This window comes from Providencia sp. 6390 (assembly GCF_058148425.1).
This window is the reverse complement of sequence record NZ_JBYVYL010000001.1, coordinates 516,731-541,174: the sequence shown is the minus strand read 5'-3', so window position 1 is coordinate 541,174 and position 24,444 is coordinate 516,731. Positions and strand designations below refer to the sequence as shown.

The following is a 24,444-nucleotide window of genomic DNA, read 5'->3' as shown; positions in this document are numbered from 1 at the left end:
GAGAGTATTCCATGTCAGATAACAGCCAAAAAAAAGTCATCGTCGGTATGTCCGGTGGTGTTGACTCATCCGTTTCAGCTTATTTGCTTCAGCAGCAAGGGTACCAGGTTGTTGGTCTGTTCATGAAAAACTGGGAAGAAGATGACGATGAAGAGTATTGTTCCGCAGCAACAGATTTAGCAGATGCGCAAGCAGTTTGCGATAAATTAGGTATTGAGCTTCATACCATCAACTTTGCTGCCGAGTATTGGGATAATGTGTTTGAACACTTTTTATCTGAGTATAAGGCGGGTCGTACTCCAAACCCTGATATCCTTTGTAACAAAGAAATTAAGTTTAAAGCATTTCTTGAGTTTGCGGCTGAAGATCTCGGTGCTGATTACATCGCAACAGGCCACTACGTACGCCGTCGTGATGTAGGCGGTAAAAGCCAATTACTTCGTGGATTAGATGGTAATAAAGATCAAAGCTACTTCCTTTATACTCTCAGCTATGAGCAGATTGCTAAAAGCTTATTTCCTGTTGGTGAATTAGAAAAACCAGAAGTTCGACGAATTGCTGAAGAAATTGGCTTAGTCACTGCCAAGAAAAAAGATTCAACAGGTATCTGTTTTATTGGTGAACGCAAATTCCGAGATTTCCTTGGTCGTTATTTACCAGCCCAACCAGGCCCAATCGTTACTGTTGATGGTGAAACCATTGGGCAACATGAAGGCTTGATGTATCACACTTTAGGTCAACGTAAAGGCCTTGGCATTGGCGGCACTAAAGAAGGCTCAGACGATCCTTGGTATGTAGTTGATAAAGTTGTCGAAAAAAATCAACTGATTGTTGCACAGGGGCACGAACACCCACGCCTAATGTCGACAGGTTTAATTGCTCAGCAATTAGATTGGGTTGATAGACAACCTCTGACGCAGCCTCTACGTTGCGCAGTAAAAACACGTTATCGCCAAGCTGACATTCCATGTACTGTCACGCCACTTGATGATGGTAAAATTGAAGTCGTTTTTGATTATCCCGTTGCCGCAGTTACCCCTGGGCAATCCGCGGTATTTTACCTTGATGAAGTTTGCCTTGGCGGCGGTATCATTGAATCTCGTATTCAGGAGTAATTGTGGCTAAAAACTATCGCGATATCACTCTTGCGCTCGCAGGCATCTGCCAAGCAAGTTACATGGTACAGCAACTTGCCCAAGAAGGTATTTGCAATGACCATGACGCTGAAGTCATGGTCAACAGTTTAACAAATATGAATCCCTCATCGACTCTCGATGTGTATGGCAATAACCCTGCTAACCTAAAAACAGGACTTGGCGCTCTTTTAGGCATGCTATCCGGTGGTAATAACGGCGGTGGTTTATCTGCTGAAATGACTCGGTATATGCTCAGTATTATGGTGTTAGAGCGTCGATTGAATAAAGATCAACAGGCATTGGATCAACTAGGACAACGTATTGATCAATTCGAACGCCAAGCAAGTTATTTTGAGCCCATGTCTGATGGGGTGTTTAACGCGCTAGCCGGTATTTATGTTGATGTTGTTAGCCCACTCGGCCCACGTATTCAAGTAACGGGTTCTCCTGATATTTTAAAGAACTCGCTTGTTCAAGCAAAAGTTAGAACCCTCTTGCTATCAGGCATTCGCAGTGCAGTGCTGTGGCAGCAAGTGGGTGGAAGCCGTTTACAATTAATGTTTTCTCGAAGCCGTCTGAGTAATCAGGCGAAAGAAATTCTGTCTCACCTTTAAAATTTGGAGTTGCTACCAATGGAATTATCCTCACTGACCGCTGTATCCCCGATTGACGGCCGTTACGGTGATAAAGTCAGCGCACTACGCACTATTTTTAGTGAGTTTGGCTTGCTGAAATTTCGCGTACAGGTTGAAGTTCGCTGGCTACAAAAACTGGCTGCAACCGCTCAAATCAAAGAAGTTCCATCATTTGATGCCGACGCAAACGCTTACCTTGATGAAATTGTAGCAAACTTCTGTGAAAAAGATGCGATGCGTATTAAAGAAATTGAGCGCACCACTAACCATGATGTTAAAGCTGTTGAATATTTCTTAAAAGAAAAAGTTGCCCAAGTTCCTACCTTACATGCTGTTTCTGAGTTTATCCATTTCGCCTGTACTTCCGAAGATATCAATAACCTTTCCCATGCACTGATGTTACAAACCGCAAGGAAAGAGGTGTTATTACCACAATGGCGCCAAATGATTGATAAAGTGAAAACAATGGCTCAAGAGTACCGCTTACTACCTCTGCTTTCACGTACCCACGGTCAACCTGCTACACCATCAACGATTGGCAAAGAGTTTGCCAACGTGGCTTACCGTATGGAGCGTCAATATCGTCAATTAGAGCAAGTTGAGATTTTAGGTAAAATCAACGGTGCTGTTGGCAACTACAACGCACATATTGCAGCTTACCCAGAGGTTAACTGGCACGAATTCAGTGAAACATTCGTGACTTCACTGGGTATCACTTGGAACCCGTTCACAACACAAATCGAACCGCATGACTATATTGCCGAGCTGTTTGACTGTATTGCACGTTTCAATACCATTTTATTAGATTTTGACCGTGATATTTGGGGGTACGTTGCTCTCAATCACTTCAAACAAAAAACTATTGCGGGTGAAATTGGCTCTTCAACTATGCCGCATAAAGTTAACCCAATTGATTTTGAAAACTCAGAAGGCAACTTAGGGCTTGCCAATGCAGTGCTTGCACATTTAGCAAGTAAGCTACCTGTCTCTCGCTGGCAACGTGACCTGACTGACTCAACAGTACTACGTAACCTTGGCGTCGGTCTTGGCTATTCATTGATCGCTTATCAATCTACCCTAAAAGGTTTGAATAAATTAGAGGTCAATGAACAACATTTACTGGATGAGCTAAACCAAAACTGGGAAGTTCTTGCAGAGCCTATTCAAACCGTAATGCGTCGTTATGGTATTGAAAAACCTTATGAAAAACTGAAAGAGTTAACTCGAGGCAAACGTGTCACAGCAGAAGGAATGAAACAATTTATCGATGGGCTTGAGCTGCCTGAAGAAGAAAAAACACGTTTGAAAGCGATGACACCAGCAAATTACATTGGTTATGCAGTCACTTTTATTGATGAGCTAAAATAACCATAAAATAAATCAGCTACCTAAGTCATCAATATGACTTGGGTAGTTGGATACGTTCTATCAGAACAATACATACTTTAAATAATTCGAGGTGCAGCTAAGCGACAAGTGAGCGAGTCGTTAGGAGCATACATTAGCGTGTGACTAGTGCGAGTTAACGTAATCACATTTACCTCAACGGAAAGCGCCGCAACTTGAAGTATGACGGGTATAAAATCAATCGAAATTACTTTCAATAAGTTACAAAATAACTTTTTTGGGATCTACTTTTAATATTATTTAATTTGGTTTTAAAAAAACAACATTACACAATATATGTGTAAAAATATTCCTAATTAATTTCACTCGTCTTTTAATTAATTTGCTATTAACCACATAAAATACAATTTAATATCAAACAAACTAGCTAGCTTTTCATATACTCTAAATAATTCTAGGTGCAAGTGAGCGTAGTCACTTTTACCTCAACGAAAAGCACTGCAACTTGAAGTATGAGGAGTACATATCAGCATCAATATACTCTAACATAACATTGGCTTAAGCCATCGACCACTTATTGCTCTCTTCGTTATTTATTGCAACATTTTTTCTTTTTGTTTGCCCTAGGTTTACTTAATCACTTGTTGTAAAACGCTTATCTTTTTACCATAGTGATCCTAATGCGACTGCTCTACAATATATAGGGTAATCCCTTCTTTTTAATGTGAGGTTTTAGATGCGTATTCTTATCGTCGAGGACAATGCTTTGCTGCGTCATCACTTAACGGTTCAACTGAAAGAGTTAGGCCATCAAGTGGATTCAGCTGAAGATGCAAAAGAAGCTGATTATTTTTTGCGTGAAAGCTGTCCTGATATTGCAATGGTTGATCTTGGTTTGCCTGATGAAGATGGTTTATCGATGATCAAACGCTGGCGCAGTGCTCAAGTAAATATCCCTATTTTAGTTTTGACTGCACGTGAAAGTTGGCAAGAAAAAGTACAAGCACTCAATAGTGGTGCTGATGATTATGTGACAAAACCTTTCCACCTTGAAGAATTAGTCGCGCGTATGCAAGCTTTGATGCGTAGAAATAGTGGGCTAGCTTCTCAAGTATTAGAGCTTGATGGCTTTGTCATTGATCTATCCAGAAAAGAATTTACCGTTAATGGTGAGCCAGTTAAGCTTACAGCCTTTGAATATACCATCGTGGAAACTTTGTTGCGTAATAATAGTAAAGTCGTGAGTAAAGACTCATTAATGCGCCAGTTATATCCTGACGCTGAGTTACGCGAAAGCCATACCATTGATGTTTTAATGGGGCGTTTACGTAAAAAAATACAGCAGTTTCATGCTAAAGATGTCATAGTCACAGTGCGTGGACAGGGTTATCGTTTTGATGTGAATGGCTAATTATGCGGCTAAAAAAATTTAAGTTTAAACCATTATCACTGAGGGCACGTTTCTTATGTGCCACCTCAGCGGTGATCCTCGCATTAACACTCTCTTACGGCATCGTGGCAATATTAGGCTATTTGATTAGTTTCGATAAAACAACCTATACACTGCTGCGTAGCCAAAGCAACCTTATCTATAGCCTAGCTCAATGGCAAAATGATAAAATTGCGATTCGTGTTCCCCCTAATTTCACCCTCAATAACCCTTCGTTGATCATCATTTATAATGAAAATGGTCAAGTCCTCTGGCGGCAGCGAGAAGTACCAACCGTTGAAAATTTGATCCATCGCGATTGGTTAAAAAAAGAAGGGTTATACGAAATCGATACTGATATTGGTGAAACACGCCAGTTATTGCAAAATAATCCTGAGTTCAATAGCAAATTAGATAATATGAGTCGTAATGATGAGCCATTAACTCACTCGGTATCGGTCAACCAATATGGGCGCTCAGAAAACCTTCCTCCTCTAACAATCGTCGTAGTTGATACATTACCTCAAGATCTACAAAAAACGGGGTTAGTTTGGGAGTGGTTTGGTTATGTGTTACTTGCCAACCTAATATTAGTGATCCCCTTGCTCTGGCTCGCCGCCTATTGGAGTTTGAGACCAATTAAATCATTAGTTTCACAAATTAGTAGCCTTGAAAAAGGTGAACGAGAAATGATGGATGAGAATCCGCCTTCTGAATTGCGAGGGCTGGTTCGCAATTTAAATAACTTGCTCACTAATGAGCGTAAACGCCATAGCAAGTATCGCACCACCCTTTCTGACTTAACACACAGTTTAAAAACGCCACTTGCTGTCTTGCAGTCTACACTACGCTCTTTGCGCACGGGCAAACAGATGACCATTGAGCAAGCCGAACCTATCATGCTTGAGCAAATAGGCCGTATTTCTCAGCAAGTTGGCTACTATTTGCATCGTGCCTCCGCACAGGGCGATAAAAATCTGATGCTACGTGAAATTTCATCTGTTCCCTCTTTATTAGATAGCTTAGCTAGTGCGCTACATAAAGTTTATCAGAACAAAGGTGTTTCTATTACTGTGGATATTTCTCCTGAAATCACATGGCTAGGTCAGCCCAATGATTTTATGGAGGTAATGGGCAATGTAATGGAAAATGCCTGTAAATATTGCCTTGAGTTTGTTGAAGTCAAAGCCATGGTAGGCACTGATAGCTTAACTATCACAGTGAATGATGATGGTCCTGGGGTTCCTGAAAGTAAACGTAATCTAATCTTTGTCCGAGGACAACGTGTTGATACATTAAGGCCAGGACAAGGTCTAGGCTTGTCGATCGCAGTTGAAATTATTGACCAATATGATGGTGAGATCAAAATCAGTGACAGCCCTCTAGGCGGCGCTCAAGTCGAGGTCATTTTTCGTAGGCAAGGCATTAACCAAGACAGCTAATCTATGATCATAAGTTGGGTTTAGCGCCTATTCGATACTCTAAATAATTCGAGGTGCAGGTTGGCGATAAGCGAAGATGGCCGGGGATCATAGTAAAGACAGTGGCTCGGTGAGCGTAGCGTAGTCACTTATGTCTCAACAAAAAGTCCTGCAACTTGAAGGATGACGAGTATAGTATGAAATTCAGGTATACTAAGCCAATAACATAGCAACTCAGGACAATAAGATGGACTATAAACTGAATCTTGACTGGCAGAGTTTTCTCGATAGTCATTGGCAGAAACGCCCTTTACTCATCAAAAATGGTTTTACACGTTTTATTGATCCCATCTCGCCTGATGAACTCGCGGGACTGGCAATGGAAGATGAAGTAGATAGCCGCCTAGTCAGCCATAAAGAAGGGTTATGGCAAGTGGCTCATGGTCCGTTTGAAAGCTACGACCACCTTGGCGAAGAAAATTGGTCAGTACTAGTACAAGCGGTTGACCATTGGCATCACCCAAGCGCTGCATTAATGAAACCTTTTAGAGTACTGTCTGACTGGCGAATGGATGATTTAATGATCTCCTATTCAGTACCTGGTGGTGGTGTAGGCCCGCATTTAGACCAATACGATGTATTTATTATTCAAGGTGAAGGTCGTCGCCGTTGGCGAGTGGGTGAAAAAGTTCCTATGAAACAACACTGCCCGCACCCTGACTTACTACAAGTTCAACCTTTTGATGCCATTATTGATGAAGAAATGGAGCCCGGTGATATTCTCTATATTCCACCTGGGTTTCCACACGAAGGTTATGCTATTGAGCCATCGCTAAACTATTCCGTTGGCTTTCGTGCACCTAATACTCGTGAGCTAATGAGTAGCTTTGCTGATCATCTGATCTCAAATGATCTGGGTAGCTATCGCTATAGTGATCCTGATTTATCATTCAGAGATAACCCCGCAGAAATATTACAAGGCGAACAGATAAAGCTACGTGAAATGATGGAATCACTGATCGGTGATCCTGAATTATTCCGTAAATGGCTCGGAGAGTTTATATCACAATCACGCCATGAATTGGATTTAGCGCCACCTGAACCACCTTATGAGCAAGATGAAGTTTATAACTTACTTAAAGAGCAGCAAGAAACGCTATATAAACTCAATGGGTTAAGGGCACTTCGAGTTGGCGACCAATTCTTTATCAATGGTGAATGTTTAGAAACAACCTGTTATGAAGCCGCCGACAGCCTGTGTCGTTATGATTCAGTAGATGCTAATCGTTTAGGCGATGCCATTGATGATGTCAATTTTATCGCTTTAGTTACGGCCTTGATTAATAGCGGCTATTGGTATTTTGACGATTAATCAATAACGTTAAAGTAAACTGCACCTTATCGTTTTTTCTTCTACACTCTAAATAATTCGAGTTACATGAAGTATGACGAGTTTTAAGGTGCAGTTTATTCATTATTTCTTTACCCGCTCAGCAGTTAATTCAGCAATACGCATGATCACACTAACCGCCTGCTCCATCCCCTCTTGCGTTATAAACTCATGTTTACTATGAAAGTTATAACCGCCTGTGAAAATATTCGGGCACGGTAACCCACGATAAGACAGTTGAGCACCATCAGTGCCACCACGGATCGGCTTTACGATCGGTTCAATACCACAATCTTTCATTGCCTGATGCGCAATTTCAACCACATGTGGGTGTTTCATCACCTCTTTATGCATATTGTAATAGCTGTCATCGATCGTCAGTTCGATATAACAACTTGGATGTAAACCTTGTCCTACCTTTTCTGCAATACGAATGATATTTTTTTTACGAGCCTCAAACCCATGGCTATCGAAATCACGAATGATGTAATTCATTTCGGCTTTTTCAACAGAGCCTTTCATTGAGTTAAGGTGATAAAAACCTGCGTACCCGTCGGTATGCTCCGGTGTTTCATCTTTAGGTAATTCAGCATGAATACGATTAGCTAGGGTTAATGCATTCACCATCACACCTTTAGCCGTACCTGGGTGTACATTATTACCTACAATTTTTATTGCTACATTGGCTGCATTGAAGTTTTCATACTCTAATTCTCCAACACCTCCACCATCCACGGTATACGCCCAGCGTGCATCAAAGACCCTCAAATCGACATAGCGTGCGCCACGACCGATCTCTTCGTCAGGGGTAAAGGCAAGACAAAGCTTACCATGCGGAATTTTTTGTGCTTTTAGGCGCACAAACGCGGTAATAATCTCTGCAATACCTGCCTTATCATCCGCACCAAGTAGTGTTTTACCATCTGTCATGATCAGTGTTTTACCAATCATTTCATGCAGTATAGGAAACATAACTGGCGATAGCACTTCATCACCAATACCTAGTGCAATATCACCACCGCGGTAGTTTTCTAAGATTTGTGGAGCAACATTTTTACCTGAAAAATCGGGTGAAGTATCAAGATGGGAAATAAACCCTATTGTTGGTACTTCCCAATCAACGTTAGCGGGTATGCATGCGGTGACACAACCCTGCTCAGAAAGCTCCACATCATCGAAACCTAATTCCTTCAATTCCTTCACCAGTGCCCGAGCAAACTTCAACTGCCCTGTACTACTAGGTATCGTTTTTGCGTTTAATTTTGATTGTGTATCAAAAGTAGTATAATCAAAGAACCGCTCTAAGAGTTTGTTCATACATCATCCCCTTAATATTAATGACTCTATTATGAGAAAGAATGTACGAACAATTGTTGTTTCAAATCAGCTTTAAGGCTAATGACTGCGTATTTTAGTTAAAAAAGATAATAGAATATTGAATTAAATAACTAGTTAACTAAGCCTTATCATTATGTTAATCATTAATAAATAAGACTCTAGCAATTATTAAGATTGAATATTCTTTATTAAAAAAGGTTAATTTACCTTAACCACCCATCGTGCTTTCTTTACATCAACAGATTCAGGGATTAGGCGTATTTTCGCAAAAATATCAGCAACCTTCTGTTGTCCCGCAAATGCTTCATCACTCATACGAGTAAATCCATATTCTCCACGTTGTAATGCTTTTAGCCATATTGCTTTGTCTAGGCCGGTCGATGCCGATAAGATATCGGCGGTCTCTTGTGGATGCGCATTCGCCCATTCACTCTGTTGTACTAACTGCTCAATAATAACGTCGGCATGTTTAGGACTTTTTTCAGCAAAATTACGACTAGCAAGGAAGAAGGTATAATGAGGTACTAAATTTTCACCGTTAACAATTTGACGTACAGGTAAATTGGTTTCAACTTCAGCTAAAAAAGGATCCCAAATCGCCCATGCATCAACAACGCCTTTTTCAAAAGCGGCTCGTGCATCTGATGGCGGTAAGTAGACAGGAGTGATATCACTATAGTTAAGGCCAGCATGCTGTAATGCAGCCACCAGCAAATAATTCACATCAGAACCTTTATTTAACGCAACACGTTTACCTTTTAAATCACTGACTGACTTAATGGATGAGTTTTCAGGAACAACAATTGCCTCTGATTTTGGGTTCGCAGGCGAATGACCAAGATAAACAAAATCAGCCTGTGCGGCTTGAGCAAATATTGGTGGCGCATCCCCTGTTGCCGCTAAATCAATACTTCCTACATTGAGCCCTTCCAACATTTGTGGTCCCGCAGGAAATTCAATCCAACGAATATTGACGTCCTGTTTTTTAAATTCGTTTTCTAATGTACCTCGATATTTTAATAGTGCAAAAATATTGGCTTTTTGATAGCCAATGTTAATCGTTTTTGCTTCCGCAAAAGAAAAACTGGAATAGATAGAAACCACCAATAGCGAAACAAGTAACATTAATTTTTTCATAATAAGGTTCCAAATAGGGTTAGGTATCTCAAAAAGCTCTAGCTTGCACTCACTTGTTTTGGCCTTAAATCACTGGCGATCGTTTCACCAAATGGCCCTGTATTAAAACCTGACCTTGGTAACGAAAACCCTTTTTGCTCTCCCAGCAAAGGCATCACTAACTCAGCAAATCGATGCGCCTCCTCTAAATGTGGATAACCTGAAAAAATAAACTTACTAATACCCACAGCCTGATATTCTCTGATCCTCTCTGCAACTTGTTCAGGAGAACCGACTAAAGCCGTTCCGGCACCGCCCCTAACTAAACCAATACCTGTCCACAAATTAGGTGCGATAAATAAATTATCTCTAGAACCATTATGCAGTGCTTGCATGCGAGCCTGCCCTGTTGAGTCCATACGCGCAAAAATCGATTGGGCCTGAGCAATAGTTTCATCATCAAGGTGTGAAATCAGCTTATTTGCTGCATCAATGGCCTCTTGCTCTGTTTCACGCACAATCACATGTAAACGAATACCGAACGCCAATTGATTACCTTTTTCATCTGCAAGTTGTCGCACAGCGGCGATCTTTTCAGCCACATCAGTGACGGGCTCTCCCCATGTCAAATAAGTATCAATATGTTCAGCTGCAACTGTTAATGCGGCAGGTGATGAACCGCCAAAATACAATGGTGGCCCTGATGGTTGTACTGGTGGAAATAACAATCCTGCATTTTCAACATGAATGTATTCTCCTTGATAATTCACTTGCTGCTCTCCACGGAGCAGTCGTTTATAGACATCAAGGAATTCGTCAGTTACCTTATATCGTTCTGCATGATCTAAAAAAATTCCATCGCCTTTATTTTCTGTCGGATCACCACCAGTGACTACATTCACCAAAAGCCGTCCATCAGATAACCGATCCAAGGTAGAGGACATACGAGCAGCAAGTGAAGGAGGCTGAAGACCCGGCCTGACCGCCACTAAAAAACGTAATTGTTTAGTCACTGAAACCAATGCTGCGGCAATTAACCATGAGTCTTCACAACTTTTTCCTGTTGGGATCAAAACACCATGGAAACCTAAACTGTCCGCAGCGATAGCAATCTGTTGTAAATAAGGTAAGGTCACTGAGCGCCCACCTTTTTGCGTCCCTAAATAACGCCCTTCTCCATGCGTTGGTAAAAACCAAAATAGCTGTAGATCTTGCTGTACTGTCATAGTTAATTCCTATTTGCCGAGTGATAATCAAAAATTAGCCGTAATGCCTCTCCAATTCTGTCAGCGCATTTAATACTTTCGCTTCGAGCTCAATTAATCGAGGGTTCGTCAATGCTCTGGGGTAGTCTTCATTAACTAGCAAATCGAAATACAACCCTCCATCCTTTAGCATTAATACGCGTTCAGAGGTAAACACCGCCTCATGTACATCGTGTGTCACCAACACAACAGTAAATTGGTACTCTTGCCACAGCTTGATGATCAGCTGCTGCATTTCGATTCGTGTCAATGCATCAAGTGCACCCAAAGGTTCATCGAGTAATAGTAAGCGTGGGCGATGAATCAGTGCTCTTGCTAATGCAACTCGCTGTTTTTGCCCGCCTGATAAGGTTGCTGGCCATTGATTTGCTTTATCAACTAACCCGACCGCATCCAATGCTTCAAGTGCCTCTCTGCGCCATTTTCCTTTTAATCCCAACCCAACATTTTCAATGACTTTTTTCCATGGCAACAACCGCGGCTCTTGAAACATCATGCGTGTGTTACTGTAGAAATGGGGTAGTGATAGCGTTTCAGCCGTAATTTCCCCCGACGTCGGCAAATCTAAATTAGCAATTAGGCGTAATAAGGAACTTTTGCCACAGCCACTGTGCCCGACAATGGTGACAAATTGTCCTGCTGGGATCATAATATTAAGTGATTTGAGTACCTCATTTGCCCCAAATCGCTGAGTAATATTATTGATATTGACGGTGATCCCTGCATTTTTAGGTGGTTGAATGGTTATCATGCTTTGCCCCCTTTTTTCTGCCAAGCGGGGTGCCAACGCAGTAGAACAACCTCTAATAAATAAGTTAGCCAATCTGCTGTTTTACCCAGTAAGGCATAAACAATGATGGTAAATACCACAATATCGGTTCTGAGAAATTCACGTGCATTCATGGCTAAATAGCCGATCCCCGCGTTTGCAGAAATAGTTTCAGCAACAATTAATGTCAGCCACATCAACCCAAGAGAAAAACGGATACCCACTAATATTGACGGCAATGCGCCAGGAAAAATAACGTGATGGAATAATTGATATCCACTTAATCCATAACTTTTCGCCATTTCAATCAAGCCACGATCAAGGTGTTTAATGCCGTGCAATGTGTTGAGATAAATAGGAAAAAAAGTGCCCAGTGCAACAAGAAATATTTTGGCTCGTTCATCAATACCAAACCATAAAATGACTAAAGGAATAAGCGCCAAATGTGGAATATTGCGGATCATCTGTATTGAGCTATCTAGCAAGGTCTCACCTAATCGAGATAACCCTGTGATCAGCCCTAAAACCAGCCCTATCGTTCCGCCAATAATAAAACCTATCGAGGCGCGTAATGTACTAACTGCCATATTCGTCCATAACTCACCACTTTTTATGAGTCCCCACCCTGCATTCATGACCTGCAATGGCTCTGGTAATATACGATTTGATAACCAACCTGTACTCACAGAAAACTGCCAAATCACCAGTAAACCTAATGGCACTAGCCAACTCATAATCATATTGCGTTGATAGCTCATATTTATCCTCTCAATCCAATAACCGAGTGTGATTTATCTTGTAATATAAAACTTTCAACTTTAACTCTATTTTTATTTAGTGACTGATAAAAAACTTGTAAATTATTATTTATTCTCTCGATAATCTCATCAGAGAAAATATATTGATGAGTGCGTTCTGAATATTGTGATTGTTTATCACTAATATAAATACCACTCATGATTTCTTCTGCTTTTAGTGTTGCTAATAAAGGTTTAAATGCATAGTCTAATGCTAATTGATGGCATTCACTGCCACCAGACATAATTGGCAATACTGTTTTATTCGCAAATGCGCCTTGCGGTAATAAATCAATCACTGATTTTAATACACCACTATAAGATGATTGATAAACGGGGGACGCAATAACAATGCCATCAGCCTTCTTAACTTTATCAATAAAATCTTGCACTTGAAAATGTTGAAACTCTGCTTTCAATAAGACATTTGCATCAAACTCGTTCACACTTACTCTATGAGAAACCAAATCATATTCACTTAACCATTGCTGAGCGTAATCAAGCAAAGCAGATGAACGTGATTTCAACGTTGGGCTACCTGAAATAATCAGAATATTCATATCAATCTCGCTATTAACAACCAGTCATCATTAATATTTATCGAGTTCACATATTAGAAAGAAATAATTATTTGTTCTTAACAATACACTAATTAGTATAAGAACATTTACCTATATAATAGAACAAAATATAAATCCTTTAAAACCAAAGCGATTAATATTAAATTGTCCTTAAAGAAAGCCTAAGTATTTAATTAACAACCTTTGAATTTACGTTAATGTTCGTGTTGCCTATTTTATTAGTCATCTGTTTAATTCGTTGTTAATGATCCCTCTTAAACATATATACTCTAAATAATTCAAATTGCAGGTAGGCGACAAGTGAATGAGTCGCTGGGAGCCTACATAAGTAGGTGACTAGTGCGAATGAGCGTAATCAACACCCCTGCAACGTGAAGCATGACGAGTATGGCACTAAAAATCAATGGGTTATATAAAGCACTCAGCTATACTTATGAAGCATTCCACATGCTATTATCATCATTAAAATAATAGAGAAAAATAATGACAAAAAACTTTTTAGTTTATGGTGTAAGTAAAGGGCTTGGTAAGGCTTTGATTGAAGGCATCCCGAGCAAACAAGATACCATATATGGCGTATCACGTTCTCTTCCTGCATTTGTTAGTGATAATTTCCACTGGATCCAAACTGATTTGTCCGAAGCGAGCTCGGCGGAGACGGTCAAAAATAGCTTACAAAACACGCCTATTGACTGTTTGATCTATAACGTCGGTATCTGGGAAAAATATGCATTTACTGATGAATATCAATTTGAAACGACAACAGATACTGAAATATTGACGATGATCCAAACCAATATCAGTGCTTGTATATTACATCTTAAGGCAATGTTGCCAAATCTACGTTTAGGAACCAATAGCAAAATTATTTTAATTGGCTCTACATGGGGATTAGACAACCATAACGGCCATGAGGTTGCGTTTTCTGCATCCAAATATGCCTTACGCGGTATTGCGCAATCACTAAGAGAGACCTTGCGCAAGGATCAAATCGGCATTTCGGTACTCAACTTAGGTTATTTGGCAACCGAGTACCCATTATCGGTTCCTGTTGATGAAGTTATTTCACAAACAGAAGGAACGTTGATCCCTTTGCAAGATGTATTAAATGCAGTGAAATTTATTTTAAGTACTAGCCATGCAAGCTGCGTAAAAGAAATCACCATGCCAGCGATGTTGGATGAAAATGTCTGATAACTAGGGGCTTCCCCTAGTTTAATGGCTATGATGCATTATACCTCAAGCGGTAATACGTTTTGTGAAAGTAAAATAGCTACGTTCACTTATCGGCTGGCCGCACCTCGAACTATTTAATGGCTATTGCTAGTAACCCTCAATTCCGTAATCAAGTGATTGACGTAATCCACGACCACTTTACTCGCAAGCCCATAATGTTTTTCATCAAATTCACTTTCCACTTGGCTAGGTTCTAGGTTTAATTCAACCGTATGAGCACCATTCAGTTTTGCCTCATGTACAAAACCAGCTGCCGGATAAACATGCCCAGAAGTCCCAATCGCAATAAAAATCGTGGCACCTTCTATGGCTTGATAAATTTGATCCATACCAATTGGCATTTCACCAAACCAAACAATATGTGGCCTTAATGGCTGTGGAAATTGACAACAATGGCAGCGATCATCCGTTGATAAATCGCCTTTCCACTCTAATACCTGATTAGACCAACTACAGCGCACTTTTAACAACTCACCATGCATATGAACAATACGTTTGCTACCTGCACGTTCATGCAAATTATCAATATTTTGCGTAACCAGTAAGAAGTTATCGCCTAGCAAATCTTCTAATTGAGCTAAGGCATAATGTGCAGAGTTAGGTTTAATACTGTCTTGCTGCAACTGATGGCGGCGTTCATTGTAAAAGCGCTGCACTAATTGTGGGTCACGAGCAAACCCTTCAGGTGTTGCCACATCCTCAACACGGTGCTCTTCCCATAAACCATCAGTAGAACGAAATGTTTTGATCCCCGACTCCGCGGAAATTCCTGCTCCAGTCAATACAACTATCTTCACATTTTTCATATTGAACATTCTATTCTCACTGTAAAAAGAACGGTTGCGAAATCTTTGACGACGTACTGTTTTAATTTTTTTAAATTTCTTTAATCTGTGACGAAATCGCAACATTGATATACTTCCTTTGTTCTCTACTTTTATGCCTACAGCCGTGAAAAGCATTTGTACATTAAATTAGTGTGGTTGCCACTATAACACAACCAATAACATTAAAATTTGTGAGGAGGTTGACTTAACAAATATTTCACACTGCCCTGACAAAAACTCATTCTTAATTATCGAAGTTCGAATAAAGACAGGCTAAAATGGCAATCACTCACACAGTTTGCTTAACTCATCATAAAAAGGTTTATATGGAAAAATTCTTTGAAAGGGTCATGTATGCGTCACGTTGGTTGCTTGCTCCAATCTACTTTGGCCTTTCCCTAACGTTACTTGCGTTGTCAATTAAGTTCTTTCAAGAACTGTGGCATGTGATCCCGAATATTTTTTCAATTCCTGAAGCAGATTTGATACTGATATTATTGTCATTGATTGATATGGCGTTGGTGGGTGGATTATTGGTCATGGTGATGTTTTCAGGCTATGAAAACTTTGTTTCTCAACTGAATATTCCTGATAGCAGTGAAAAACTAGGCTGGCTAGGTAAAATGGACGCAACATCGCTAAAAAATAAAGTTGCGGCCTCTATTGTTGCTATCTCGTCGATCCATCTGTTGAAAATTTTCATGAACTCACAAAATGTCCCTGACAATAAACTCATGTGGTATGTGATTATTCACTTAACCTTTGTTCTTTCGGCATTTGTAATGGGTTATTTAGACCAATCGATTATGAAGAAAAGTAAATAACGACATTCGCTTGGGAGCAATACTAACGCACCCAAGCGACGTTAAAGCATTTAAATACCAACCGTGTCCCCTCATTTAAGCGAAAATAACCCCCAAATTCATTCACCACTAGGATGGCCTGTGAGCAATCATTTCATTGGCAAATATGAAGCTGAAATCAAATTCAAATTATTAAACCACCAGCAATTTTTACAACGAATTATGGCTGATGGTGCTGAAATTTTTACTGAAAACAATACGGAAACTGATGACTTCTTTGATAGTTGTGACACTCAATTAGCTCAACAAGGCATCAGTATGTCTGTTCGTGAAATGTCACCTTCTGGGATCAAATTATGGATAGTAAAAGGGCCTGCCGCATCTGAATGCAAAGCGATTGATATTGAAGACTGCCACCATGTAAAAAGCATGCTGACCACGTTAGGTTATCAGTGTCATTTGACCACTACCAAAACACGCAGCATTTACTTTCTAGGTGAAGCTCACATCACTATCGACCACTTAGCTGATATTGGCTGGTTTGCTGAATTTGCCATTATGACCGATGAGCAATCACAATTACCTGAATTAACCCAGCAAATGATGTCCCTTGCTGAGCAATATGGTTTTAATGAAAGCTTGATTGAAACGCGCAGCTATAAGCAAATCCATCTTGCGCATCACAATTCGCAGTAAGGAAGAGTGGCTGAGCAGCATTACCACTCAGCCATGATAGATTATTGACCGCTTAAGATACGTGCTGGATCTAACTTACTTGCACGGCGTGCAGGATACCAGCTAGCAATGAGGCTCAAGATGACCGTAGTGAGCAACACATAAACCACATCTAATAGATGCAATTGTGATGGCAGGAAATCAATAAAATAAACATCACCCGATAAAATAGGATGACCAATTACATATTCCAGCCCTTTGATTATGGTGGTTAAATTTAGCGAAACCACCACACCGAGTAGTGCACCAATTAATGAACCAACCAAGCCACTCAATAGACCATACCATAAGAAAATTGCGCGAATTTGTCGGTCTTTCGCACCCAAAGTACGTAACACGGCAATATCGCTGCTCTTATCTTTTACCGCCATCACTAAGGTCGAAACAATATTAAAGCAAGCCACACCAATCACAAGGATCATGGCGAGATACATGATACTGCGAACCATTTGAATATCGCTGTACATGTAACCGTAATCACCAATCCAGCTTTTTACAATCACATAGTGCATGGTTTTCAGACCTGCATCATAAACGACTTTATCTGCCTCAAATGGATTATCAGCTTTGACTTCAAACCCAGTGATACCATCGCCATAATCTAAATACTGTTGTGCATCGGCAATCGGGATCAAGGCTAATTGGTGATCTAACAAACCACTTAAACGAAAAATACCCGTAACTTGAACGCGGATCCGTTTCGGTTGCTGTATTTTCATACTTGGGTCGGTGTTTGGGATCATGATAGTGACCCAATCACCCACTTTCACATTTAGCGAGTTTGCAACACCTTGACCTAAAATAATCGACTGCTTGCCTGCTTTAAAATCCTTCCATGCGTCATCAAGCACAAATTTAGGCAGCGCACTGACATCCGATTCGGTTTCAGGAGACACCCCCATCACTTGGATCGCTTTAAGGTTCGCGCCTCGCTCCAGCAACCCAGTAAACCCGACATAAGGACTCACCGCTTTTACTCCTGGGGTATCGCGGATCACCTTCTCTGAGTATGCCCAGTCTTGATAAGGCGCTTTTACTGCATAAATTTGCCCATGAGGAACAACCGATAACACACGGCTTTCAAGCTCACGTTCAAAACCATTCATCGCACTTAGGCCGATAATTAATACCGCAACACCCAGTACAATCCCCAATGTCGATACGATAGAAACCAGTGAAACCATGCCTGTACGACGGCGTCCTCGGCTAAAGCGTAACGCAGTCAGTAAAGTTAAAGGCAATCCAGACATTACACTGCCCCCAGTGTGATATCTTGTTGTAAATGACCATCTCGCATTTCCAGTTGACGAGACAACCGGTGCGCTAATTTCATGTCATGAGTTACCACAAGAAATGCCGTACCTTGAGTTTTATTTAACTCACCAAGTAACTCAAAAATGGCATCTGCGTTACGTAAATCAAGATTACCCGTTGGCTCATCAGCCATGACTAATGCAGGTTCATTAACCAAAGCACGTGCAATCGCCACGCGCTGACGTTCTCCTCCGGAGAGCTCAGATGGACGATGTCCTGAACGATGCGCTAAACCAACTGCATCCAACATTTTCGTCGCACGACTAAAAGCATCCGATTTATTGACACCACCAATCAGTAATGGCATTGCCACATTTTCCAACGCAGTAAAATCAGGCAATAAATGGTGAAATTGATAAATAAAACCAAGATCTTTATTACGAATAGCAGCACGCTGATCAGATGACAAACGGTTAATATGTTGACCACGAAAGATAACATCACCTTGCGATGGCGTATCAAGCCCCCCAAGTAGGTGCAATAAGGTACTTTTGCCAGAGCCTGAGCTACCGACAATTGCCATCATTTCACCTTCATTAATAGAGAAACAAACATCCTTTAACACTTGCGTCGATAAAGCCCCTTCTTGATAGACCTTACTCAAATGTTCACAGACAAGAAGTGGTTGTTTATTCATAACGTAACGCCTCAGCAGGTTGCACAGCCGCAGCACGCCAAGAAGGATATAGCGTTGCCAGCAGCGAAATTAGCATTGCGGATACCGCAATAATCAAAATGCCTGAAAAATCGAGTTGGATCGGCAATTGAACGCCTTTTGGTAACAAACCGAATAAAGGCATTAAGAAGTTCAATTGACTGGATAGCAAAGTACCGAGTAACGCGCCAATAAGCGCACCAATAACCCCAGCCCCCGCACCTTGGATCATAAAGATAGCTAAAATACGCCCTCGTTTAAGACCTAATGTCTTTAAAATGGCGACCTCAGCTTGTTTCTCCATTACCAATAGTGATAGCGAAGTGATGATATTAAACGCAGCGACAGCAATAATTAGGCTTAATAACAGCCCCATCATATTTTTTTCCATCTTAACTGCTTGGAAAAACTCGCCTTTGCGTTCTCGCCAATCAGTCCATACCAAACCATCAGGTAATTTTTGCTTGCTCAGGACATCGACTTTCAAAGGTTGGTCTAAAAATAACCGCCACCCTGTAATATCCCCTTGCGGATAGCGCATCATTCTTGCAGCATCGTCTTGTGCGACAATAAGCTCACTTGAGTCCGCTTCACCATTGGTTTGGAACACGCCTGCAACAGTAAATAAGCGTTGACTTGGAATGCGCCCCATTGGGGTTAATTGGCTGACACCGGGTATGATTAACCGTACTTCGTCACCACGTTTCAGCCCTAAATTTTCAGCTAATTTCTGGCCTAAGAAAACGTGGTATTCACCTGCAACCAAATCTGAGCGCTGCCCGTTAACCAAATTATCCAAAAGTGGTGATCGCTCATCTGAAGTGATACCTACCATCATGCCTACCCCGACATTCGAACGACTTTGCAGTACAACGTCCGATTGCACAATAGGTGCGATATGGTTTACCCCTTGAAGATGTTGCAGATCAGTGATTGGGTATTTTTGGGGATCGATATGCCCTGACGCGGACGTTAAAACCGCCTGCGGCATATAAGCAAGTATGCTATCTTGTAGCGAACGTTCGAACCCATTCATGACAGAGGTTACGGTGATCAACGCTGCGACCCCTAACGTGATGCCAATCGCTGATAAGCTGGATACAAAACGGCCGAATTTATCGGCTGCCCGTCCACGCATATAACGTAGACCTATAAATAATGAGACAGATTGAGACATGAAAACTGTAACGCCCCTGTTGCCAAAGCGAAGTGTTCAGGGATAATAAAGGGTACGAATGATGAATGGAACCACCCGGCCCCGGTTTTGTGGTTTTTTTTCTTATTGGCACGGCCTGTTTGTCTTACTTTCAGACAATTCACGGGGTAAAACTGGCCGTTTAACCATGATGCATTGAGAAACCGAATATTTTTATGTCTTCAAAATTTCGTTACGAACTCCCTACACGCGGTGGTGATATCCGCCATTTAGGATGCTTAATTGGGGCTGCGGGTGCACTTGAATGTGCACAGATGATTGAACGTCATCAAGGCCCTGTAGTGCTTGTCACAAGGGATATGCAAAATACCTTACGACTACGCGATGAAATCCAACAATTTACTAAGCTTCCCATCGAAACGCTTTCTGACTGGGAAACCTTGCCTTACGACAATTTTTCCCCTCACCAAGAAATCATCTCACAGCGCTTATCGACCTTATACCGTTTACCGAGCATGCAAAAAGGCGTTCTGATCTTACCGGTCAACACCTTAATGCAAAAAGTTTGCCCAGTAGAGTTTCTCACTGGTCATGCATTGGTCATGGCAAAAGGCGATAAACTTTCTCGTGATAATTTACGTGATGAACTCGATAAAGCAGGTTATCGTCATGTCGAACAAGTCTTAGAGCACGGTGAATATGCTACCCGAGGCGCGTTATTAGACTTGTTCCCAATGGGCAGTTCATTACCTTACCGTATTGACTTCTTTGATGATGAAATTGACAGCTTGCGCACCTTCGATGTCGATAGCCAAAGAACTCTTGAAGAAGTGGCGAGCATTAACTTGCTCCCTGCTCACGAGTTCCCAACTGACAAAGATGCTATTGAACGTTTCCGCAGCCAATGGCGCGAACGTTTTGAAGTCAGACGTGATCCTGAACACATCTACCAGCAAGTCAGTAAAAAAACCTTACCAACAGGGATCGAATATTGGCAACCGTTATTCTTTAGTCAGTCGTTGCCTTCATTGTTCGAATATTTGCCAGAAAACACCTTATTTATCTCGCAACATTACCAAGAAGCGGCAGAACGCTTTCAAATCGATACCCAACAACGCTTCGAAAACCGTGGTGTCGATCCAATGCGGCCATTATTACCCCCTGCTGAGTTATGGCTCACCGTTGAGCAACTGAATCAAGCACTCAAAAAATGGCCTCGCGTACAATTATCGGTTGAAAAACTGTCGGATAAAGCTGCCAATACCAATTTAGACTATCAGCCATTGCCTGATATCGGTACTCAAGGGCAAAGTAAGCAACCGCTTGAAAAATTGCGGCAATTTGTTGAGCATTTCGATGGCACAGTTGTTTTTTCAGTGGAAAGCGAGGGGCGTCGTGAAACAGTAACCGAATTATTGGGTCGCCTAAAAATTCGTCCTGATATTATTAATGATTATTTTAATACTACAGATAATCGTTTCGCCATTATGGTCGGTGCCGCTGAACATGGTTTTATTCAGCCGCATAAAGCATTAATTTGCGAAAGCGATTTATTAGGTGAACGTGTTGTTCGCCGTCGCAGCGATAATCGTCGTACTATCAATACCGATACACTGATCCGCAACCTTGCTGAACTGCGTCCCGGTCAGCCTGTCGTGCATATCGAACATGGTGTGGGGCGTTATCAAGGTCTAACCACCCTTGAAGCAGGTGGCATCAAAGCCGAATACTTAATACTGACTTACGCAGGCAACGACAAACTGTATGTCCCTGTATCATCATTGCATTTAATTAGCCGCTATTCAGGCGGTGCTGATGAAAATGCGCCACTTCATCGCTTAGGGAGTGATAGTTGGGGGAAAGCACGCCAAAAAGCCGCTGAAAAAGTGCGTGACGTCGCTGCTGAGTTACTTGATATCTACGCACAACGTGCAGCAAAACCCGGTTTTGCCTTTAAACATGATAAAGAGCAATATCAAGAGTTCTGCCAAGGCTTTCCCTTTGAAACGACACCTGACCAAGAGCAGGCCATTAACGCAGTGCTCAGTGACATGTGCCAACCAATAGCAATGGATCGCTTAGTGTGTGGTGATGTTGGTTTTGGTAAAACAGAAGTCGCAATGCGGGCGGCCTTTTTAGCCATCAATAATAATAAGCAAGTTGCAGTATTAGTGCCGACCACCCTACTGGCTCAACAGCATTATGATAATTTCCGCGATCGCTTTGCTAATTGGCCAGTCAAAATTGAAATGCTGTCACGCTTTAAAACCGCAAAAGAGCAGCAACAAATTATTGAAGAAGCCGCGGAAGGCAAAGTCGATATATTGATTGGTACTCATAAATTACTGCAAAGTGATTTAGTGTGGCGTGATCTAGGTTTATTGGTGGTCGATGAAGAACATCGTTTTGGCGTCCGTCATAAAGAACGTATTAAAGCAATGCGTGCTGATGTTGATATTCTGACCCTAACGGCCACTCCTATTCCACGCACTTTAAATATGGCAATGAGCGGTATGCGTGACCTATCGATTATCGCTACGCCACCGGCTCGCCGTTTAGCCGTGAAAACCTTTGTTCGTCAATATGATGATCTGGTCGTTAGAGAAGCTATCCTGCGTGAAACACTTCGCGGTGGGCAAGTTTATTATCTCTACAATGATGTTGAAAATATTGAAAAAGCCAAAAAGCGTCTTGAAGAACTCGTGCCTGAGGCACGTTTTGTGGTTGGGCATGGGCAAATGCGTGAGCGCGAACTTGAACGTGTGATGAGTGATTTTCATCACCAGCGCTTCAATGTTTTGATTTGTACCACTATTATTGAAACAGGTATTGATATTCCAACGGCTAATACCATCATTATTGAACGTGCAGACCACTTTGGTTTAGCTCAATTACATCAATTACGTGGTCGCGTTGGTCGTTCGCACCATCAAGCCTACGCTTACTTACTCACGCCACACCCGAAAGCGATGACCACTGACGCTCATAAGCGTTTGGAAGCAATTTCATCATTAGAAGATCTCGGTGCTGGCTTTGCCCTTGCCACACATGACCTTGAAATCCGTGGAGCAGGTGAACTACTTGGTGAAGATCAAAGTGGGCAAATGACGACTATTGGTTTCACCTTGTATATGGAGTTACTTGAAAGTGCCGTAGATGCGCTCAAAGACGGGCGAGAGCCTTCATTAGAGGATTTAATTAATCAGCAAACCGAGGTTGAGCTGCGCATGCCAGTTTTACTGCCTGATGATTACATTCATGATGTCAATATCCGCCTATCATTCTATAAACGAATTGCTAGTGCTCATGATGAAGGTGAATTGAATGAGCTGCGTATCGAATTAATCGATCGCTTCGGCATGTTACCTGATGCCGGGAAGTTTTTACTTGCCAGTGCAGCTATCCGTTTAGAGGCTGAAAAATTAGGTATTAAACGTATCGAAGCGCATGAACAAGGCGGGTTTATCGAGTTTGGTGAGAAGAACAAAGTTTCACCGATTTTCTTGATTAGCTTATTACAAAATCAACCTAAAACCTTCCGCCTTGATGGCCCAGTAAAATTAAAGTTTGTGATCGATTTAAGTGACAGGGTCACGCGCATTGACTTTATTAAGCAACTGCTAGGTGATTTTGCTGACAACTTACTTGATTAATCTGCTCATTAGATAATAAAAAAGCCCCCTATAATTGATTATCCAACGATTGGGGGCCATTTCTTGATTTATTTACTATAAATTATTCAAAATAAGCATAAGTATATTTACCCGGGTAGATATCCACCGCATTATTCAGTGAATTACCATTAGGCTCATCTAATTTGACGCAATAAAAAGGGACTAGCGCATCGACATTCTTGCGAGCGGCTTCGCACATTTGGTTACTTGATGCAGATAAGTTTAAACGACCTAAGCTATCGAGAGGAATAAACAAACCGGGATCGTAGGTCGTTTGCACCTTACCTAACGTATTACCAATACGATAGACCACATCATAACCCACGACTATTTGCTCAATTTTTTGTGTAATGACACAGTTACGGTATTTCTTTTCAACGGGTGGTGGAAAACCATTCGTTTGTAGTGCTTCGATCAGAAAAACCATTTTACATTCACTCTGTGCAGGATGGTAACGTGATAAGTATTCTTGACTAAAACCATCTAACACACCGATAACTGAGCAGTTTTCATATTCGATTAAACGGTGCGATTTAATTGGCTCAGTTGAAAGCACAGTGGCTAATCTATTATTCTTCTGTGATGACGATAACATGAAAATAGCTGTAATAATAATGAGGCAAATAACCACAGCGGCTAATAGCAATTTATATTTTAGCTTCATAGCTTGCCCTTATTAAAACAGCATTCGAGAATAGACTTATTGTATCTGCTCATTTTAAAAATTCGATAACTAGCGTCAATATAAATGCAAGTTTTAGATTTTTCTTAACCTAGAGCAAGTTAGTATAAATTTAACTTAATCATAGTTGCTGCTAAA

21 protein-coding genes are annotated in these 24,444 nt (G+C 41.2%); 10 read left to right on the top strand and 11 right to left on the bottom strand.

The genetic code is table 11. The features are described from left to right. Positions 1-11 precede the first annotated feature (11 nt). From mnmA to AC3Z9T_RS02605, 6 genes are all read left to right on the top strand, one after another. Complete coding sequence (mnmA, locus tag AC3Z9T_RS02630) at positions 12-1,115, top strand: tRNA 2-thiouridine(34) synthase MnmA (RefSeq protein WP_490124642.1); 1,104 nt, start codon at positions 12-14, stop codon at positions 1,113-1,115. A 2-nt stretch (positions 1,116-1,117) separates the two neighbouring features. After that, on the top strand, positions 1,118-1,750 hold the full coding sequence (hflD, locus tag AC3Z9T_RS02625; protein WP_490124641.1) for a high frequency lysogenization protein HflD: 633 nt from the start codon (positions 1,118-1,120) through the stop codon (positions 1,748-1,750). An 18-nt stretch (positions 1,751-1,768) separates the two neighbouring features. Then, positions 1,769-3,139: an adenylosuccinate lyase gene (gene purB, locus AC3Z9T_RS02620; RefSeq protein WP_490124640.1), complete on the top strand. Its 1,371-nt coding sequence runs from the start codon at positions 1,769-1,771 to the stop codon at positions 3,137-3,139. 715 nt (positions 3,140-3,854) lie between these two features. Beyond that, positions 3,855-4,529, top strand: a complete 675-nt coding sequence (gene phoP, locus AC3Z9T_RS02615) for a two-component system response regulator PhoP (RefSeq protein WP_490124639.1) — start codon at positions 3,855-3,857, stop codon at positions 4,527-4,529. Positions 4,530-4,531: 2 nt separating this feature from the next. Further along, entirely contained in the window at positions 4,532-5,989 is a 1,458-nt protein-coding gene (phoQ, locus tag AC3Z9T_RS02610) for a two-component system sensor histidine kinase PhoQ (RefSeq protein WP_490124638.1), read from the top strand. 226 nt (positions 5,990-6,215) lie between these two features. After that, positions 6,216-7,340, top strand: coding sequence for a ribosomal protein uL16 3-hydroxylase (locus AC3Z9T_RS02605; protein WP_490124637.1), 1,125 nt, complete (start codon positions 6,216-6,218; stop codon positions 7,338-7,340). Between the two features lie 102 nt (positions 7,341-7,442). Here the strand turns inward: AC3Z9T_RS02605 and pepT are convergent, their stop codons facing one another. The 6 genes from pepT to ssuE form a co-directional block, all read right to left on the bottom strand. After that, entirely contained in the window at positions 7,443-8,675 is a 1,233-nt protein-coding gene (gene pepT, locus AC3Z9T_RS02600) for a peptidase T (protein WP_490124636.1), read from the bottom strand. Positions 8,676-8,894: 219 nt separating this feature from the next. Then, positions 8,895-9,833: a sulfonate ABC transporter substrate-binding protein gene (locus AC3Z9T_RS02595; protein ID WP_490124635.1), complete on the bottom strand. Its 939-nt coding sequence runs from the start codon at positions 9,831-9,833 to the stop codon at positions 8,895-8,897. 38 nt (positions 9,834-9,871) lie between these two features. Next, positions 9,872-11,038, bottom strand: coding sequence for an FMNH2-dependent alkanesulfonate monooxygenase (gene ssuD / locus AC3Z9T_RS02590; RefSeq protein WP_490124634.1), 1,167 nt, complete (start codon positions 11,036-11,038; stop codon positions 9,872-9,874). Positions 11,039-11,072: 34 nt separating this feature from the next. Then, entirely contained in the window at positions 11,073-11,828 is a 756-nt protein-coding gene (locus AC3Z9T_RS02585) for an ATP-binding cassette domain-containing protein (RefSeq protein WP_490124633.1), read from the bottom strand. Continuing rightward, the gene (ssuC, locus tag AC3Z9T_RS02580) at positions 11,825-12,604 is read right to left on the bottom strand and encodes an aliphatic sulfonate ABC transporter permease SsuC (protein WP_490124632.1); all 780 of its coding nucleotides are present in this window, start codon (positions 12,602-12,604) and stop codon (positions 11,825-11,827) included. The genes AC3Z9T_RS02585 and ssuC overlap by 4 nt, the downstream gene beginning before the upstream one ends. Positions 12,605-12,606: 2 nt before the next feature. Beyond that, positions 12,607-13,203, bottom strand: coding sequence for an NADPH-dependent FMN reductase (gene ssuE, locus AC3Z9T_RS02575; protein ID WP_490124631.1), 597 nt, complete (start codon positions 13,201-13,203; stop codon positions 12,607-12,609). A gap of 504 nt (positions 13,204-13,707) precedes the next feature. On the opposite strand from ssuE, the gene AC3Z9T_RS02570 reads away from it, so the two are divergent. After that, entirely contained in the window at positions 13,708-14,418 is a 711-nt protein-coding gene (locus tag AC3Z9T_RS02570; RefSeq protein ID WP_490124630.1) for an SDR family NAD(P)-dependent oxidoreductase, read from the top strand. Between the two features lie 116 nt (positions 14,419-14,534). On the opposite strand, the gene cobB is transcribed toward AC3Z9T_RS02570, so the two are convergent. Continuing rightward, positions 14,535-15,368 (bottom strand): Sir2 family NAD+-dependent deacetylase, encoded by an 834-nt coding sequence (cobB, locus tag AC3Z9T_RS02565; RefSeq protein WP_490125129.1) that lies wholly within the window; start codon positions 15,366-15,368, stop codon positions 14,535-14,537. A 245-nt stretch (positions 15,369-15,613) separates the two neighbouring features. On the opposite strand from cobB, the gene AC3Z9T_RS02560 reads away from it, so the two are divergent. Then, entirely contained in the window at positions 15,614-16,111 is a 498-nt protein-coding gene (locus AC3Z9T_RS02560) for a TIGR00645 family protein (RefSeq protein ID WP_490124629.1), read from the top strand. 120 nt (positions 16,112-16,231) lie between these two features. After that, positions 16,232-16,786, top strand: coding sequence for a class IV adenylate cyclase (locus AC3Z9T_RS02555; RefSeq protein ID WP_490124628.1), 555 nt, complete (start codon positions 16,232-16,234; stop codon positions 16,784-16,786). Positions 16,787-16,827: 41 nt separating this feature from the next. Here the strand turns inward: AC3Z9T_RS02555 and lolE are convergent, their stop codons facing one another. From lolE to lolC, 3 genes are read right to left on the bottom strand one after another with little or no spacing between them, the layout of a single operon-like run. Further along, positions 16,828-18,075, bottom strand: coding sequence for a lipoprotein-releasing ABC transporter permease subunit LolE (lolE, locus tag AC3Z9T_RS02550; protein ID WP_490124627.1), 1,248 nt, complete (start codon positions 18,073-18,075; stop codon positions 16,828-16,830). After that, positions 18,075-18,776 carry a lipoprotein-releasing ABC transporter ATP-binding protein LolD gene (gene lolD / locus AC3Z9T_RS02545; protein ID WP_490124626.1) on the bottom strand — a complete coding sequence of 234 codons (702 nt, stop codon included), beginning with the start codon at positions 18,774-18,776 and terminating at the stop codon, positions 18,075-18,077. Before lolD ends, lolE begins: the two co-directional genes overlap by 1 nt. After that, the gene (lolC, locus tag AC3Z9T_RS02540) at positions 18,769-19,971 is read right to left on the bottom strand and encodes a lipoprotein-releasing ABC transporter permease subunit LolC (RefSeq protein WP_490124625.1); all 1,203 of its coding nucleotides are present in this window, start codon (positions 19,969-19,971) and stop codon (positions 18,769-18,771) included. Before lolC ends, lolD begins: the two co-directional genes overlap by 8 nt. A 194-nt stretch (positions 19,972-20,165) precedes the next feature. Between lolC and mfd the strand changes: the two genes are divergently transcribed. After that, a complete protein-coding gene (mfd, locus tag AC3Z9T_RS02535) occupies positions 20,166-23,603 on the top strand; it encodes a transcription-repair coupling factor (protein WP_490124624.1) in 3,438 nt (1,145 codons plus the stop codon). An 82-nt stretch (positions 23,604-23,685) separates the two neighbouring features. On the opposite strand, the gene umoD is transcribed toward mfd, so the two are convergent. After that, positions 23,686-24,288: a UmoD family flagellar biogenesis regulator gene (umoD, locus tag AC3Z9T_RS02530; protein ID WP_369513874.1), complete on the bottom strand. Its 603-nt coding sequence runs from the start codon at positions 24,286-24,288 to the stop codon at positions 23,686-23,688. Between the last annotated feature and the right edge of the window lie 156 nt (positions 24,289-24,444).

Coding starts and splice junctions, on each gene's coding strand:
- mnmA (WP_490124642.1), top strand. CDS start 12: ATGTCAGATAACAGCCAAAAAAAAGTCATCGTCGGTATGTCCGGTGGT.
- purB (WP_490124640.1), top strand. CDS start 1,769: ATGGAATTATCCTCACTGACCGCTGTATCCCCGATTGACGGCCGTTAC.
- phoP (WP_490124639.1), top strand. CDS start 3,855: ATGCGTATTCTTATCGTCGAGGACAATGCTTTGCTGCGTCATCACTTA.
- phoQ (WP_490124638.1), top strand. CDS start 4,532: ATGCGGCTAAAAAAATTTAAGTTTAAACCATTATCACTGAGGGCACGT.
- AC3Z9T_RS02605 (WP_490124637.1), top strand. CDS start 6,216: ATGGACTATAAACTGAATCTTGACTGGCAGAGTTTTCTCGATAGTCAT.
- pepT (WP_490124636.1), bottom strand. CDS start 8,675: ATGAACAAACTCTTAGAGCGGTTCTTTGATTATACTACTTTTGATACA.
- AC3Z9T_RS02595 (WP_490124635.1), bottom strand. CDS start 9,833: ATGAAAAAATTAATGTTACTTGTTTCGCTATTGGTGGTTTCTATCTAT.
- ssuD (WP_490124634.1), bottom strand. CDS start 11,038: ATGACAGTACAGCAAGATCTACAGCTATTTTGGTTTTTACCAACGCAT.
- AC3Z9T_RS02585 (WP_490124633.1), bottom strand. CDS start 11,828: ATGATAACCATTCAACCACCTAAAAATGCAGGGATCACCGTCAATATC.
- ssuC (WP_490124632.1), bottom strand. CDS start 12,604: ATGAGCTATCAACGCAATATGATTATGAGTTGGCTAGTGCCATTAGGT.
- ssuE (WP_490124631.1), bottom strand. CDS start 13,203: ATGAATATTCTGATTATTTCAGGTAGCCCAACGTTGAAATCACGTTCA.
- AC3Z9T_RS02570 (WP_490124630.1), top strand. CDS start 13,708: ATGACAAAAAACTTTTTAGTTTATGGTGTAAGTAAAGGGCTTGGTAAG.
- AC3Z9T_RS02560 (WP_490124629.1), top strand. CDS start 15,614: ATGGAAAAATTCTTTGAAAGGGTCATGTATGCGTCACGTTGGTTGCTT.
- lolE (WP_490124627.1), bottom strand. CDS start 18,075: ATGTCTGGATTGCCTTTAACTTTACTGACTGCGTTACGCTTTAGCCGA.
- lolD (WP_490124626.1), bottom strand. CDS start 18,776: ATGAATAAACAACCACTTCTTGTCTGTGAACATTTGAGTAAGGTCTAT.
- lolC (WP_490124625.1), bottom strand. CDS start 19,971: ATGTCTCAATCTGTCTCATTATTTATAGGTCTACGTTATATGCGTGGA.
- mfd (WP_490124624.1), top strand. CDS start 20,166: ATGTCTTCAAAATTTCGTTACGAACTCCCTACACGCGGTGGTGATATC.
- umoD (WP_369513874.1), bottom strand. CDS start 24,288: ATGAAGCTAAAATATAAATTGCTATTAGCCGCTGTGGTTATTTGCCTC.